This is a genomic window from Aeromonas sp. 604176, from assembly GCF_049170755.1.
Lineage (GTDB): Bacteria > Pseudomonadota > Gammaproteobacteria > Enterobacterales > Aeromonadaceae > Aeromonas > Aeromonas veronii_A.
On sequence record NZ_JAAKNE010000026.1, the window covers coordinates 1 to 15,759 of the forward strand.

The window sequence follows — 15,759 nt, forward strand, 5'->3', positions numbered from 1 at the left end:
TGCAGGGTCTCTTCATCGCGGTAGATACCGACCACGCTGACGCGGGCGCTCGGCATGTGCTCCAGCACGCCATCCATCATGCCAAGGCCGGCACGCAGGATGGGTACGACGGTTACCTTCTTGCCTTTGATCTGGTCAACTTCTACTGGCCCATTCCAGCCATCGATGATAACCTTCTCGGTTTCGAAGTCAGAGGTCGCTTCATAGGTCAACAAACTGCCCACTTCTTTGGCCAGTTCACGGAAACGCTTGGTGCTGATATCGCCTTCACGCATCAGACCGATCTTGTGTTTGACCAGGGGGTGTTTGACTTCAACGACTTTCATTATTATCTCCTCTAACCTGCCGCAAAAAAATCGCGGAATCATACAACAAAAGCCACCGCTTGTAGAGCATTTCCGCGCAAAAACGCGCAAACGATTTCCTTTCTGGTTTTTCACCGCCACTGTTAGAATACGCCCCGAATTTTACCCTCCACTTCTTTACATGACGGGGAATACTCGTGACTGACAAAACCTCACTGAGCTACAAGGATGCTGGCGTAGATATCGATGCCGGCAATGCACTGGTTGAACGTATCAAGGGCGTGTCAAAGCGCACTCGTCGTCCTGAAGTCCTTGGTGGTCTTGGCGGCTTTGGGGCCTTGTGTCAAATCCCTGCGGGCTACAAGGAGCCGGTACTGGTCTCCGGTACCGATGGTGTGGGCACCAAGCTGCGGCTGGCCATCGACCTGAAGAAGCACGACACCGTGGGCATCGATCTGGTGGCCATGTGCGTCAATGACCTGATCGTACAGGGCGCCGAGCCGCTGTTCTTCCTCGACTACTATGCGACCGGCAAGCTGGACGTGGACACCGCGGCCGCGGTGGTCACCGGGATCGGTGCCGGTTGCGAGAAGTCAGGCTGTGCCCTGGTGGGCGGCGAGACTGCCGAGATGCCGGGTATGTATGAAGGGGAAGACTACGACATCGCCGGTTTCTGCGTCGGTGTGGTGGAGAAGAGCGAAATCATCGACGGCAGCAAGGTCGGTGAAGGGGATGCCCTGATCGCCCTGGCCGCCAGCGGCCCTCACTCCAACGGCTTCTCCCTGATCCGTAAAATTCTGGAAGTCTCCAAAGCAGACGTGCATCAGCCGCTGGGGGACACCACCCTGGCCAACGCCCTGCTGGAGCCGACCCGCATCTATGTGAAACCTGTGCTCAAGCTCATCAAGGAGTGCGAGATCCACGCCCTCTCCCACATCACCGGCGGTGGCTTCTGGGAGAATATCCCCCGCGTACTGCCTGCCAACACTCAAGCGGTGATCGATGAGCAGAGCTGGCAGTGGCCGACGGTGTTCAGCTGGCTGCAGCAGGCTGGCAACGTCACCCGTCACGAGATGTATCGCACCTTCAACTGTGGTGTCGGCATGATCATCGCCCTGCCCGCCAACCAGCTGGATAAGGCGCTGACCCTGCTCAAGGCGGAAGGCGAAAATGCATGGCACATCGGTCATATCGCCAAGGCAGCCGACGGTGAGGAGCAGGTCGTCATCAAATGATGCGGATCCTCGTCCTAATCTCCGGCAGCGGCAGCAACCTGCAGGCGATCCTCGACCACTGCGCCAGCGGCAAGATTGCCGGTGAAGTGGTCGGCGTCATCAGCAACAAGGCCGATGCCTATGGTCTGGTTCGCGCCAAAGAAGCAGGCGTGGCGACCTCCATTCTGGCCCAGCAGCAGTTTGCCAGCCGGGAGAAGTATGACGCCGCCCTGCTGGCGCTGATGGCAGATTATCAGCCGGATCTGGTGGTACTGGCCGGGTTTATGCGGATATTGAGCGGCGATCTGGTGCGCCATTTCGCCGGGCGAATGATCAATATCCACCCCTCCCTGCTGCCCAAGTATCAGGGCCTGCACACCCACCAGCGCGCCATAGATGCCGGTGACAGTGAACACGGCGCCAGTGTCCACTTCGTGACCGAAGAGCTGGATGGTGGCCCGGTGATCCTGCAGGCCCGTGTGCCCATCTTTGAAGGAGACAGTGCGGACGAGGTAGCGGCACGGGTACAGGCGCAGGAGCACAGCATCTATCCGCTGGTGGTACGCTGGTTCTGCGAAGGCAGGCTGCAGATGGTTGATGGCGCCGTACAACTGGATGGCACCTTGCTGGGTGCCGCGGGTTACGCCTGCGAGTAACCGCTAACAACTGCATGTCAGATACAACAAGGGAGGCTTAGGCCTCCCTTGTCATTTCTACCTACCTCACGATGGCTTAGGTCAGGTCCGATTACGCCGCTAGGCGGCCAAGCGACCCTAGACCGGATTGTCGATATCGATAAAGGTGACATCCAGCCCATGCACGGTCGCCAGCCACTCCCCCAGCGCCTTGACACCATAACGCTCGGTGGCGTGATGGCCAGCGGCGTAGAAGTGCATCCCCATCTCGCGAGCGGTGTGAATGGTCTGCTCGGAGGCTTCGCCAGAGATAAAGGCATCGATGCCCTGCTCCGCCGCCAGATTGATGTAGCTCTGACCGCCGCCGGTGCACCAAGCCACGGAACGGATCAGCTCGGGGCCGCTGTCGCCACAGTGGAGCGGCTCACGACCAAGGCGCTCGACAATCAGCTTGGCAAAGTCGGCGCCACTCATCGGCTCTTCCAGCTTGCCCACCATGGCGACGCTCTTGCTATTCCACGGCTCCAGACCGCGACGCACCTTGATATCGAGCAGCTTGGCGAGCTGGGCGTTATTGCCCACCTCGGGATGGACATCCAGTGGCAAGTGGTAGGCAAACAGGTTGATATCGTGGACCAGCAGGGTCTTGATGCGGCGCTGCTTCATACCGGTGATCTGGGCCGGCTCACCGCTCCAGAAGTAGCCGTGGTGAACCAGAATGGCATCGGCATCGGCAGCCACGGCGGCATCGATGAGGGCTTGACTGGCGGTGACACCGGTCACCACCTTGCGAATGCGCTCGCGCCCCTCCACTTGCAGGCCATTGGGGCAGTAATCCTTGATGGCGTGGGGTTCGAGCAGGTGGTTCAGTACGGTTTCCAATTTTCGATGAGAGATCATAAGGGTCCCTTTATAACGGCGCGATTCCCTGTTTTACCAATAAAAACAAGGCCCCGGCTCAAAACGCCAAGGGCCCTATGATAATCGAGAGCCGTCATCAAGACCATGACGGTTCCCACACAGTGATACATCCCTCTATTGAGGCACCAGCCTGATTCAGGCGGGCAAGTCGATGCCGGCATCCCGCATCTGGGCCAACTTGTAGCGCAGGGTGCGCGGGCTGATCCCGAGCCGGTCGGCCACATCCTTGCGACTGCCGTTGCACTCTTGCAGGGTGTCGAGAATGATCTGGTGCTCCTGCTGCTTGAGCTCGCTGCCGAGGCGATCGCCGCCATAGCTGCGCTCCACGCTGACAAACTCCATCTCCTGCTCGTCCAGCTCTTCCAGAATGAGGTGGTCACAATCAATGACCCCGTCGGGGCTAAGGATCAGGGCACGCTGTACCACGTTATCCAGCTCCCGCACATTGCCGGGCCAGGGATGAGAGAGCAGCCGCTCGCGCGCCTGCGGCTCCAGCTGCGGGGTGGGCAGCCCTTGCTGGCTGGCATGCAGGGCCAGCAGGTGCTCCGCCAGCGGCAGAATGTCGCCGGGCCGCTCACTCAGGGCAGACCATCGCAGCGGGAAGACGTTGAGGCGATAGTAGAGATCTTCGCGGAACAGGCCATCCTGCACCGCTTTTTTCAAATCCCGGTTGCTGGTAGCGATGACCCGCACATCCAGCGGGATCATCTTGCGACTGCCGAGCCGCTCCACCTCTTTCTCCTGCAACACCCGCAGCAACTTGGCTTGCAGCCCCTGATCCATCTCGGTGATCTCGTCAAGCAGCAAGGTGCCCCCCTGCGCCTGCTCGAACTTGCCCGGGCACCCCTGTACCGCACCAGTGAAGGCTCCCTTCTCGTAGCCAAACAGGGTTGCCTCCAGCATGTTTTCCGGAATGGCGGCGCAGTTGATGGCGACGAAAGGCTGCTCGGCGCGGCTGGAGTTGTCGTGAATGTAACGGGCCAGCACCTCTTTACCCGTCCCGCTCGGGCCGGTCACCATCACGGTCGCTTCGCTTCTGGCCACCCGGGTCGCCAGCTGGAACAGCTCGGCAGTTTTGGGATCCCCGTAGACCACGGCACGTTTTTCCACCTTCTGAGCAGGCACATAGCGGCTGACCTGATTGAGCAGCACCTCCGGCGAAAAGGGCTTGGCCAGATAGTCGATGGCCCCTTCGCGCATGGCGCGCACCGCGCCGTCGATATTGGCGTAGGCGGTCATCAGCAACACAGGTATCTGCGGATATTGCTGGCGGATGGTAGCCAGCAGGGTGAGGCCGTCCATTCCCCCCATCTGGATATCGGAGATCACCATGTCAAACGGCTGACGGGAGAGGGCCAGCAGAGCACGCTCGCCGCTGTCCGCTTCGCGGCACTCATAACCGCCGAGCAAAAGGGTATCCACCAGCGCTTCGCGCAGGCCATTGTCATCTTCTACAACCAGGATCCGGGCCTGAGTCATGCTACACCTCCCACGACAGCCAACCTGGCCGCATTGATATGGCTCCCTCTCGGCAGGCACAGCTCCTTAACAAGGCTCATGCTGCACCTCCAAGTTGCACCTGCTGCTGATGCAGGGGGAACGACAGAGTAAAACAGGTGCCTTCACCGGGAACCGAGGCCACACCGACCTCCCCCTGATGGGCACGCACGACGGATTGCACCACCGCCAGCCCGAGGCCAGTGCCTTGGGAGCGGGTGGTAAAGAAGGGTTCGAATACCTGACCAAGCAGGTGAGAAGGGATCCCCTTGCCATTGTCGATGACACGCATCTCCACCCGGACACCACTGCGCACCGCGCTGACCAAGAGTGACGTGGCCCCCGCCTGCTGGGCATTGGCGATCAGGTTGTTGATGGCGCCCGCCAGTGCGCTGCTGTTGGCCAGCAGGCAGAGATCGGGCTCCGGCGCCTCTATGTGCAGTTCGCAGCCCTGTTGCTGACAGAAAGCCTCGGCACCAGCCTGCACTTCAGCCAGCAAGCCCTGTACCGAGATGGGGGTGACCACCTGATTGTCGCCATTGCGGGCAAACAGCAGGATGTCGTTGATCTGCTTCTCCAGATCCTGGAGGCGGGCCATCAGCTTTTGCTGAAACTGGCTGCGGGACTCCGGCTTGAGGGTACGGTTGGCCAGGTTGGCGGCATAGAGCATGGCGGCGGAGAGCGGAGTGCGGATCTGGTGGGCGAGCGAAGCCGCCATATTGCCCAGCGCCGACAGCCGCTTCATGTGGTTGATGCGATCCTGAAGCTTGCGGGTTTCAGTGAGGTCATTGATAAAGACCAGCTGGCCGCTCTGATCCGGCAGCGGCTGGGTAGAAAGCTGGACCCGTCGTCCATCGCGCAGGGAGATCTCGTGGCCATCATCCTCACGTGGTTCAAAACAGCGGGCAATGATGCGGCGCCAGAGCTCTCCTTCCAACGGCTCCCCCAGCAGGGAGATGGCTGCCGGATTCGCGCGGGTGACCACCCCAGCCCCGTCAAGCAGCAACACCCCGGTGGGGAGCGCCTTGAAGATGGCATAGAGCTGGCTCACTTCGTGGGACTGGAGTGGCATGTCCTGCTGCTGGATCGTCATAAACCTGACCTCAAACTGGCTATTGGGTCAGGTCATTCAATTTCCATGCCACTAAAATATGTTAATTAAAACAATAGATTGCATGTTAACGTCAAGGCTTTGACCCTTAAACGTCCTTGCTCATCCCGTACTTTTTCATCTTCTCTACCAAGGTGGTACGGCGCATGCCGAGCAGATCGGCGGCGCGGGCCACCACCCCGTCCTGCGACTCCAGCGCCTGGCGGATCAGCTCCACTTCAAGGTCGGCCAGCATCTCCTTGAGATTGACCCCCTCCTCCGGCAGTTGCATGGTGCGGGCAGAGGCGAGGGGGTGATCCAGCTCCGGCGGCTCCTGGAACACCGCCGCCAGCGCATCCCGCTCATCCATCTCGGTCAGCCGCTCATCCCGCGGCTCGCTCGGCAACAGACGATAACGACTCGGCAGATCCGCCACATCGACGATCTGTTGCGGGTAGAGGATAAGCAGCCGCTCCAGCAGGTTGGAAAGCTCGCGCACATTGCCCGGCCAGGGGTACTGCATCAGCGACTCCAGCGCCCGCTGGGTCAGACGGATCACACTGTGGTGCTGCTCCGCGTGACGGTTGAGCAACTCCTGCAGCAGCAGCGGAATGTCATCGATGCGATCCCGCAGTGGCGGGGTCTCAATGGGGAAGACGTTGAGGCGGTAGTAGAGATCTTCACGAAAACCCTGACTGCGGATCAATGCCTCCAGATCCCGATGGGTCGCCGCAATGATGCGCACATCGGCCTGAATGGGCTTGCCGCCACCGACCCTGTCGAACAGCCGCTCCTGCAATACCCGCAGCAGTTTGACCTGCATCGGCATCGGCATGTCGCCAATCTCGTCGAGGAACAGAGTGCCCCCCTGCGCCAGCTCGAAACGACCGCGACGAGCTGCGATGGCGCCGGTAAAGGCTCCCTTCTCGTGACCGAACAGTTCGCTCTCAAGCAACTCGGCAGGAATGGCACCACAGTTGATAGGCACAAAGGGGCCACTACTGCGGGCCGAGAGTTCGTGAATGGCACGGGCCACCACTTCTTTGCCGGTTCCCGATTCACCAAGGATCAGCACGTTGGCATCGGTCTCGGCCACCTGGCTGATGAGGCGGCGAACCTCCTGGATCCCCTTCCCTTTGCCCACCAGCAAACGCAGCAACGTCTGCCCCTTGTCGTGGGTCTGTTGACGGGGATGGAGAGAGACAAAAGCCTGACAGAAGTGCAGGTGACGAGTCAGCGACTCATAGGTAAAGGGGGCTTGGGCAACACCGATAAAGTTGCTGTTGGGCAGTTCCGCCTCAACCAGCGAGATAAAGGGGGTACGAGGGAAAGCGGCAAGTAACTCGGGCAAGGTGCGACCTGCCAGTTCACCCACCAGCACCCCTTGCAGTGGGCCAGAAGATTCGATGGCGACATCCAGGTCCCCTTCTGCGACATCCTGCCACAGGATCCCCATAAACGTGAGCACGGTTCCCAACTGCTGGCGCCGCTGCGCATCGGCATCAACAATCAACACGCCCATCTCCACCATATCCATCCCTCGCGATATCCTGAACTAACTTATTGTTTTATTTAGTAATAAAACAGCTACTGACTGTCTTTTTGCAGGCACACAAAGTGCCAAAAAACCGACACATTGTCAAAAATTGTCGTATTCAGGCTAAGTGTATCGATAGAAACGGGAGATTAGATAAATTTTGCCGAGGAATTTTCTGCATTGGCGCCGCTAGCAAACGCCGCCAATGGCGGAAAGAAAACTGCCCTCGTCAGAGGGCAGCATGCAATACGGTCAGATGAACTCAGTGGCTGTGGTGGTGATGCGGCGCCGCATAACGACACGCGGGAAAACGACTACAGGCCAGGAAGAGTCGACCGGCGTGGGGGCCTTTTTTCGCCTCCCGCTCCACCAGAGGTGCATCACAACGAGGGCAGTGGTGTACCTCGTGCTCTTCATCATCTTCCACATCGGCGAACAGGCTATCGACCAACTCCCCCTCACTCTGTGGCGCCTCCACCATCCCCTTGACCTGGATGGCGGGCTCGTGGAGCGACGCAGGCGAGATGGCCTCGGCATGGGCATTGCGGCCACGCATCCCGGCACCGACATCCACGCCGTCCAGCAACAGAGGATTGAACGTCGGCTCGCGCCGCGCCCCGTGCGGCAGATCATCGATCAATGGTTCGCTGGTTTTGACCAGCAGTGGCAGGATCTGTTCGCGCAGCTCTTCCACCAGATAGCTGGCACTTGCCGGGATCTGCAGCAACGGCAGTCCGGCGCTGTCGCAGGCGGTTTTCAGAAAGAGATCCCGCGCCTTGCGCTTCTGGTGACGGTGGGAGCTGTCATCGAGTTCGATGGCACAGATAAAGGAGAGATCAGCGGGGTGGCAAAGCAGATAGTCGAAATGCTTGGCGCTGATCTTGTTGAAGTACTGCTGCCATTTGCTTTTGCCGATCCCGGCCTGCGGCGTCAGCACATCAGCCACCCGCACCTTGGCAAAGACCCGGGCCTTGTCACCCACCGCCAGATCCAGCACCCCGAGAAAGGAGCGCTCGGCGGGACTGAACAGGGTCTCCTGCATATCATAGGGCAGGCGCTTTTGCTGTCTGCCTCTGCTCCAGAAGATCGCCAGCACAAGCAGCGCCAGCAACAACAATCCCGATAGGACAAGGGTATTCATGAGAGCACGATCCATTTCACGACACGAAAGGGGAATTACTTTACCACAGCCGCCACGGAGCAAGGCAGCAGACCCGTGTATAGAAAGTGAAAAGTCCCGTCTTTTTATCTATTTGTCAGCAGGCGGGGGTTCATATGACCAGCCCCAGCAGGCACAATAGGGATAGAGCAAGAAATCCCATTTCAAGGAGAGCAGGATGCAAAAGCAATTGGTGGTCACCGTGATCGGTGCAGACAAACCCGGGATCGTCGAGAGTCTGGCAGCAGTCATCAGCCGCGAGCAGGGCAACTGGCTGGGCAGCGCCATGAGCGAACTGGCGGGCCAGTTTGCCGGTATTCTCCATGTCTCTGTCCCCGATGAGCACTATCGCAGCCTGTGCGAAGCACTGGCCATGCTACCGGGTCTGACCATCAGCTTTGCCGAAGGGACACCGACCACCGAGCCAGCCCATCAAGTCATGATGACGGTGACCGGCAACGACCGCCCCGGCATCGTCCATGAAGTAGCCAGCATCCTGCGTCAGCTCGAGATCAATGTGGCCGATCTCACCACTGGCTGTGAACCGGCTCCCCACTCCGGCGCCCCGCTCTTCTATGCCCATGCGCTGGTAGCCCTGCCCGACGGGCTCGCGATGGATACGCTTATCACCGCGCTGGAATCCCTCTCCGACGATCTGGTCGTCGACATCGACGAAGCGTTCAGCGAGCAGTAACAATACTGTCATTTATTTGTCATATATTAACGCCATAACTGCCGCGCAGACGCGACCTGAAACAGAGGCACAAGATGAGCACCGACAAGCAGTATGAAGAGAAAGAGCTGAGCTGGCTCTCATTCAATGAACGGGTGTTGCAAGAGGCAATGGACAAGACGGTGCCCCTCATCGAGCGGGTTCGTTTTCTGGGGATCTTCTCCTCCAACCAGGATGAGTTCTTCAAGGTACGGGTATCGGACGTCAAGCGCCGCATCCTCATCAATGAAGTACATGGTGGCGACGATGAAGCAAAAGTGCTGCTGCGCGCCATCCAGCAAAAAGTGATGGCGCTCGGTGAAGCGTTCGACAACACCTATAAAGAGCTGTTGATTGCGCTCGCTCGCCACAACATCTTTCTGGTCAACGAGAACCAGCTCTCCGATGCCATTCAGAAGTGGCTGCGGGTCTTCTTCAAGGAGAAGGTGCTGCGCCACATCATCCCGATCCTGCTCAACAAAGAGGTCAATCCGGTCAAATTCCTCAAGGATGAGTACACCTATCTGGCCATCGAGATGAAGAAGAACGGTCAGGTGATCCAGTACGCTCTGGTGGAAGTGCCGACCGACGACCTGCCCCGCTTCTTCCAGCTGCCGCCGGAAGGGACCCGCCGCAAGAAGCAGATCATCATTCTGGATAACGTCATCCGCTTCTGCCTCGACGAGATCTTCAAAGGCTTCTTCGACTACGACGAGATTGCCGCCTATGCGGTGAAGCTGACCCGGGATGCAGAATATGATCTCTCCGACCAGCTGGACTTGAGCCTGGTGGACAAGATGAGTGACGGCTTGAAGCAGCGCCTCACCGCCATGCCGGTGCGCTTCGTCTACGAGCGGGAGATGCCTGCTGCCATGATAAGCTTCCTCAAGCTCAAGCTGCAGATCAGCTCCTACGATGCCATCATGCCGGGCGGGCGTTACCACAACTTCAAGGATTTCATTGGCTTCCCCAACGTGGGCCGTGACTATCTGGAAAACCCCAAGCTGCCGGCCCTCGATTGCCGCGATTTTGACGGCTTCGTCAACGCCTTCGATGCGATTACCAAGCAGGATATCCTGCTCTACTACCCGTACCACAAGTTCCACCATTTCACCGAGCTGGTGCGCCAGGCGGCGTTCGATCCGGCGGTCAGCGCCATTCGCATCAACATTTATCGGGTGGCCAAGAAGTCGCGGATCATCCACTCCCTCATCGATGCCGCCAACAACGGCAAGAAGGTGACCGTGGTGGTCGAGCTGCGCGCCCGTTTCGACGAAGCGGCCAACATCGACTGGGCCAATATCCTTACCGATGCCGGGGTCAAGGTGGTGTTCGGGGTGCCGAGCCTCAAGATCCACTCCAAGCTCTGCCTCATCACCCGCCACGAAAATGGCGAGGCGGTGCGCTACGCCCATATCGGCACCGGCAACTTCAACGAGAAGACCGCCAAGATCTACACCGACTTCTCGCTGCTGACCCGCAATCCGGATATCACCGCCGAAGTGGAAGGGGTGTTTGAATACATCGAGTACCCCTATAAGCGTTACAAATTCAACCACCTGCTGGTCTCCCCCATCAACAGCCGCCGTCAGCTCTATCGCCTCATCGACAACGAGCTCTCCAACGCCAAGGCGGGCCAGCCGAGCGGCATCATCCTCAAGATCAACAATCTGGTGGACAAGGATCTCATCAACCGCCTCTATGCCGCCGGGCAGGCGGGTGTACCGATCCAGATGATCATCCGTGGCATGTGCGCCCTGCGTCCGGGCGTACCTGGCCTCAGTGACAACATCAAGGTGATCAGCATCATCGACCGCTTCCTCGAGCACCCGCGGGTGATGGTGTTCCACAACAAGGGCAACCCCCAGCTCTATATCTCCAGCGCTGACTGGATGAGCCGCAATATCGACGGCCGTATTGAGGTGGGCACCCCCATTTATGATGAGCGGCTCAAGCAGCGCATCATGGACATTCTCGAACTACAACTGAGTGATACCTGCAAGGCGCGGGTCATTGATGCCGACCAGCAGAACGAATATGTGAAGCGGGGCAACCGCCGCAAGATCCGCTCTCAGGTGGCGATTTACGACTATCTCAAACGTATCGAGTCAAACAATGGACAATAGTCTCTATGCCGCCGTGGATCTCGGCTCCAACAGTTTTCATATGGTGATCGCCCATCTGAGCGAAGGGCGTTTTCGCATCGTCGATCGCATCAAGGAGCGAGTGCGGCTGGCGGAAGGGATGGATGAGCAAAAACGCATGAGCCCGGAGGCGATGGAACGCGGTCTCGCCTGCCTGTCGCTGTTTGCCGAGCGGCTCACCAACATCAAACCGGATCAGATCCGCATCGCCGGTACCTACACATTGCGCCGTGCCAGCAACGCCCGCGAATTTGTGAGTGAAGCAGCCAAGGTGCTCAACCACCCCATCGAGATCATCAGCGGGCAGGAAGAAGCGCGCCTCATCTATCAGGGTGTCGCCCATACCCAGCATATCGAGGGTCAGGTACTGGTGATCGATATCGGTGGCGGCAGCACCGAACTCATCATCGGTGAAGGGTTTGAACACAAGGCCCTCACCAGTCGCAAGATGGGCTGCGTCAGCTTTACCCAAAGCTTCTTCGCCAGCGGCAAGCTGAGCGACAAACACTTCACCAATGCCGTGCTAGAGGCGCAGCACCAACTCGCCCCCATCGTCAACCAGTACCGCAAGCTGGGCTGGCAGAGCTGCCTTGGCAGCTCAGGCTCCATTCGTACCGTGCGCGACGTGCTGCAGGGGGAAGGGCTGACTGACGGCAGCATTACGCTGGAGGGGCTGGAGCGGCTCAAGGCGCTGATGATTGAGCGCAAGCGAGTCGATAACCTCAAACTGGTCGGGCTTACCGAGGAGCGTCAGGAGGTGTTTGCCGCTGCGGTCGCCATCCTGCTCGGGCTGTTTACCTCGCTGCCCATCGAGCGGCTCGACTACTCCGATGGTGCGCTGCGCGAAGGGTTGCTTTATGAATTCGAGGAACGCTTGCAGCACCACGATATTCGCGAGCGTACCGCGCAGGCGCTCGGCACCCACTACCGGATGGACCGCAAACAAGCAGCCCGGGTTGAGCAGAGCGTGCTGACCCTGTTTGATGCCCTGCAAGAGCCCTGGCAGATGGAGATTGAGCCCTATCGCGCCATCCTCGGCTGGGCAGCGCGGCTGCACGAAATCGGCCTTGCCATCAACTACAGCGGCATTCATCGCCACTCCGCCTATATCCTGCAACACACCGACCTGCCTGGCTTCAACCAGGACGATCAGGCGCTGCTGGCAGCGCTGGTACGCTTTCAGCGCAAGGGGCTCAAGCTCTCCGAGCTGCCTCCCCTGCCCAACCACGACATGCAAACGGTGCTGCGTTGCATCCGCATCTTGCGCCTCGCAGTCGCCGCTCACCACAAGCGCCAGGACAACCTGCTGCCCGAGTGGAAAGTCGCGGTACAAGGGGATCAGCTGGTCGTGACCCTGCCGATTGACTGGTGCGAGGAGAACCGTCTCCTGATGCAGAATCTGGAGAAAGAGCATCGTTATTGCCAGGAGCAGGGCTGGCCACTGTTGTTCCAACTCGGCTAAACCGGAAAGATAAATGCAAAAGGCAGCCCACTGGCTGCCTTTTGCATCTCAATCTCCCGGTTACTGCAACTCGGGCAACAACAGCTTGGCCATCTCGAAGTAGATGATAAGGCCGGTACCATCCACCAGCGTCGCGATGAAGGGTGCAGAGACCACCGCCGGATCGATGCGGAAACGACGCAGCACCATGGGAATAATGGATGCGACCGTGGCACTCCAGAGCACGATGGCGATGATGGTAAAGGTCACCACCATGCCAATCTGGGGACCGACGCCGAGACTCCATGCCCGTACCCAGGCCGCCATGGCAATGGCCCCCGAGATGAGCAGACCGGTGGAGAGCTCCTTTTTCAGCACGGTGCCGAGATTGCGCAGACTCACCTCCCCGACCGCCATGGCACGTACTATGGTGGTGGTGATCTGGGTGCCGCTGTTACCGCCAGTCCCAATCAACAAGGGGATAAAGAAGGCTAGCGCGATGGCGGCTTCCAGCTGCTCCTCGAATGCCCGCAGCACGGTGCCGGTGTAAGCTTCCGCCACGAACAGGATAAGCAGCCAGCCCACCCGTTTGCGCCATAACTGCCAGGGGGTCGCCTGCAAGTAAGGGGTATCGAGCGGTGATGAGCCACCCTGCATCTCGGCATCCTCGGTAGATTCAAGCTCCAGGATGTCGGCGGCATCATCGACGTGGAAAATACCGACCAGTCGCCCCTGGTCCTCGACCGGCAATACCGACAGGTCGCGGTCGATCAGCAGGCGCGCCGCCAGCTCCTGATCAGCCCGAGCGTTGATCCGCACCGTCTCCCGGTCCATCAGGTTAGCGACACTGGCCTCGGGGTCAGCAATCAGCAAGCTCTTGAGCGAGATACTCCCCTGTAGACGGCCATCCACGTTGACCACATAGATGTGGCGGAACAGCTGGGCATTGTCCCAGGCATCGTGGATCAGCTGCTTGGCCTTGCCGACTGAATCCTGTTCGCTCACTGCCAGATACTCGTGGCGCATATTGGCCCCGACGGACTCAGGCGGCCAATCCAGCAGTGAGTAGTAGATGGCCTGCGCCTGGGTCGGGAAGCGAGCCAGCAACATGGTGCGATCCTGACGACTCAGTTTGCGCAGGATAGCCACCATTTCGCGACGGGGAATAGCCTCCTGCAACACGCTGACGATGCTGCCATGGAGCCGCAGCAAAAGGCGACCGGCACTCTCTGCGGAGAGAGAAGCGATCAGTTCTGCCCCTTCTGACGCAGGCAAGGTGTCAAAGATGCAGTTGAGCTCTTCCGGACGCAGGGTCAGCAGCTGATCGGCGCGCTGAACCGGATCCAGATTGTGTTCCAGCCAGCCTTGCAGGCTGGCGAGATCGAGCAGTTGATGACGGTTGAGAATGGTGTGTGTTTTCTTCATCACAAAGAACCTCATGTGATTTCAGGCAAGCCTGAGCGCGAGCGGAGACCGTTCGCTGTCTGAAAGAAAACAGCAATTTGATTGACGAGTAATAGGCAGGAAATGACGCCGTTCGGCGTGTCATCATCCCCACGTACCAGCTTTAGCACTGCATAACGTATCCGGCATGCCGGAAGCCACTTGGGTTTACACCTTAATCCGATGAAAACTGTCCTGATCTTGGGCGTCTCTGGACGTCGTGAGATCAGTGGCCTGTGTTTATACAGGAGCCTCGCCTAACGAGATGCTGCAAATAATATGCACAACCCTCTGTTGTGCGGGCGGCATGATTATCCAATCCCGCAGGGAGGTCAACCCCGCCTCAACCAGGAAACAGGGTATGGCAACAGCTTGTTACAATTGTCGGAACATATCAGGGGAACTCTGCCGGGGATGCATAGCAAAAAGGCCCCATAGGGGCCTTTTCTTAGCGAATATAGTCAAATAGCGTCAGACGACTTATTTTGCTGAACGAGAGCTGCGAGGCACTCAATGCCGCATCCTCTTTTGACAGTGCTGAAATTACCTCATAGAGATCGGCTTCCGACACCTTGGCTCTCGCCTCGGCATTGAGGGTGCTCAACCCCTCGTTGGAACCCATCACCTGCTCCAGACTGTTCATCCGGCCACCCAGTTCACCCAGCCCATGATCAATGTTCAAACGGGCATTTTTCATATGAACGGTGGCATCGGCCACTTTTTGCTCAAAACTCTCGGCTGAAATATTGGGATCACGCAGAGCCGTAATGAAGTCTGACATCCCGTTCAACACGTTGTCATTCTTGGGAGGATTGAGAGCAAACTGCTGTGCTGCACCACCTGCAGGCTGATCCAGTGTCAGTTCGAGACCATTGAACGGTATTTTGGTACCGGGAGTGTAATTACCTGTCTGCAGGGTATTGCCACCCGCATCCTTGATATCATAGGTATCGGGCGGGCCAATTGTGGTGGAGACTGTGTAGGTGTTGCTGGGCAGTGCCGGGTCGTAACTGGATTTATAGAAATTATCAAAATCCCCCTGATCCCCGACCCCGACCTTGATATTCGCACTGGTGGCACTGGCGGTTCTTCTGGTTGCTACGATTTCAAACAGATCTTGTCCGGAGTCATTGGCAGCAATTTGCACTGTGGGCGATACCTGAATATTTCGCTGGCCAGGATCTCCCTGATAAATGTATTTACCGTTGGCATCTTTCACATAGGGCTGGGTCTTGCTCTGATTGCCCCCGAAAATAAATTCACCCGATGAGTTCTTGCTGTTCATCAGGTCAAACATTTGCTGCTGCAACCCTTCCAGTTCGCTGGCAATGGCCTTTCGGTCATCCAGGCTAATGGCACCATTATTGGATTTCTGGATCAGGGTCTGAGCACTGAGCATCGCAGTATTGAGAGAGTCCAATACTGTCTCTTCATGCCCCAGACTGTTCTGCAGCAGACTGCCATTCACCCCGTACTGTTTAAACAGTTCAATCTCTTTGGTCAGCGCCATCTTCTGGCTCATGCCTGCCGGATCCTCACCGGCACTCTGAAACTTGTTGCCGGTTTGCAGCTGCTGATAGGCCTTGTCCAGTCGCTCGTTGGTATTTGTGAGTGAGTAAAGATTCCGATCGTAGATCATGTTTGTAGTGATGCGCATGACG

General features: G+C 58.3%; 13 protein-coding genes and 1 riboswitch. Of the genes, 5 read left to right on the top strand and 8 right to left on the bottom strand.

What is annotated here, in order from left to right; genetic code table 11:
* Positions 1 to 326 (bottom strand): uracil phosphoribosyltransferase (gene upp / locus G5358_RS06780; RefSeq protein WP_421297821.1); only part of this gene is annotated, 326 nt, incomplete at its 3' end.
* Positions 327 to 502: 176 nt separating this feature from the next.
* On the opposite strand from upp, the gene purM reads away from it, so the two are divergent.
* Positions 503 to 1,540 (top strand): phosphoribosylformylglycinamidine cyclo-ligase, encoded by a 1,038-nt coding sequence (gene purM / locus G5358_RS06785; RefSeq protein WP_421323837.1) that lies wholly within the window; start codon positions 503 to 505, stop codon positions 1,538 to 1,540.
* A complete protein-coding gene (gene purN, locus G5358_RS06790) occupies positions 1,537 to 2,175 on the top strand; it encodes a phosphoribosylglycinamide formyltransferase (RefSeq protein ID WP_421323838.1) in 639 nt (212 codons plus the stop codon). Before purM ends, purN begins: the two co-directional genes overlap by 4 nt.
* Positions 2,176 to 2,292: 117 nt before the next feature.
* On the opposite strand, the gene G5358_RS06795 is transcribed toward purN, so the two are convergent.
* From G5358_RS06795 to G5358_RS06815, 5 genes are all read right to left on the bottom strand, one after another.
* On the bottom strand, positions 2,293 to 3,054 hold the full coding sequence (locus G5358_RS06795) for a Nif3-like dinuclear metal center hexameric protein (protein ID WP_421323839.1): 762 nt from the start codon (positions 3,052 to 3,054) through the stop codon (positions 2,293 to 2,295).
* Between the two features lie 156 nt (positions 3,055 to 3,210).
* Positions 3,211 to 4,554, bottom strand: coding sequence for a sigma-54-dependent transcriptional regulator (locus G5358_RS06800; RefSeq protein WP_421208156.1), 1,344 nt, complete (start codon positions 4,552 to 4,554; stop codon positions 3,211 to 3,213).
* A 76-nt stretch (positions 4,555 to 4,630) separates the two neighbouring features.
* Positions 4,631 to 5,665, bottom strand: coding sequence for a sensor histidine kinase (locus G5358_RS06805; protein WP_216954098.1), 1,035 nt, complete (start codon positions 5,663 to 5,665; stop codon positions 4,631 to 4,633).
* A gap of 106 nt (positions 5,666 to 5,771) precedes the next feature.
* A complete protein-coding gene (locus G5358_RS06810; protein ID WP_216954401.1) occupies positions 5,772 to 7,193 on the bottom strand; it encodes a sigma-54 dependent transcriptional regulator in 1,422 nt (473 codons plus the stop codon).
* 268 nt (positions 7,194 to 7,461) lie between these two features.
* Positions 7,462 to 8,340, bottom strand: a complete 879-nt coding sequence (locus G5358_RS06815) for a DUF2726 domain-containing protein (protein ID WP_227340833.1) — start codon at positions 8,338 to 8,340, stop codon at positions 7,462 to 7,464.
* Between the two features lie 196 nt (positions 8,341 to 8,536).
* Between G5358_RS06815 and G5358_RS06820 the strand changes: the two genes are divergently transcribed.
* From G5358_RS06820 to ppx, 3 genes are all read left to right on the top strand, one after another.
* A complete protein-coding gene (locus G5358_RS06820) occupies positions 8,537 to 9,052 on the top strand; it encodes a glycine cleavage system protein R (protein ID WP_216963538.1) in 516 nt (171 codons plus the stop codon).
* A 74-nt stretch (positions 9,053 to 9,126) separates the two neighbouring features.
* Positions 9,127 to 11,196, top strand: a complete 2,070-nt coding sequence (gene ppk1 / locus G5358_RS06825) for a polyphosphate kinase 1 (RefSeq protein ID WP_005350671.1) — start codon at positions 9,127 to 9,129, stop codon at positions 11,194 to 11,196.
* Positions 11,186 to 12,676, top strand: a complete 1,491-nt coding sequence (ppx, locus tag G5358_RS06830; RefSeq protein WP_139444045.1) for an exopolyphosphatase — start codon at positions 11,186 to 11,188, stop codon at positions 12,674 to 12,676. The genes ppk1 and ppx overlap by 11 nt, the downstream gene beginning before the upstream one ends.
* Before the next feature lie 60 nt (positions 12,677 to 12,736).
* Here the strand turns inward: ppx and mgtE are convergent, their stop codons facing one another.
* Both mgtE and flgL read right to left on the bottom strand, forming a co-directional pair.
* Entirely contained in the window at positions 12,737 to 14,080 is a 1,344-nt protein-coding gene (mgtE, locus tag G5358_RS06835) for a magnesium transporter (RefSeq protein ID WP_216954102.1), read from the bottom strand.
* A 120-nt stretch (positions 14,081 to 14,200) separates the two neighbouring features.
* Positions 14,201 to 14,370: riboswitch (M-box (ykoK) riboswitch) on the bottom strand.
* A 176-nt stretch (positions 14,371 to 14,546) separates the two neighbouring features.
* The gene (gene flgL, locus G5358_RS06840) at positions 14,547 to 15,755 is read right to left on the bottom strand and encodes a flagellar hook-associated protein FlgL (protein ID WP_216954104.1); all 1,209 of its coding nucleotides are present in this window, start codon (positions 15,753 to 15,755) and stop codon (positions 14,547 to 14,549) included.
* Positions 15,756 to 15,759 lie beyond the last annotated feature (4 nt).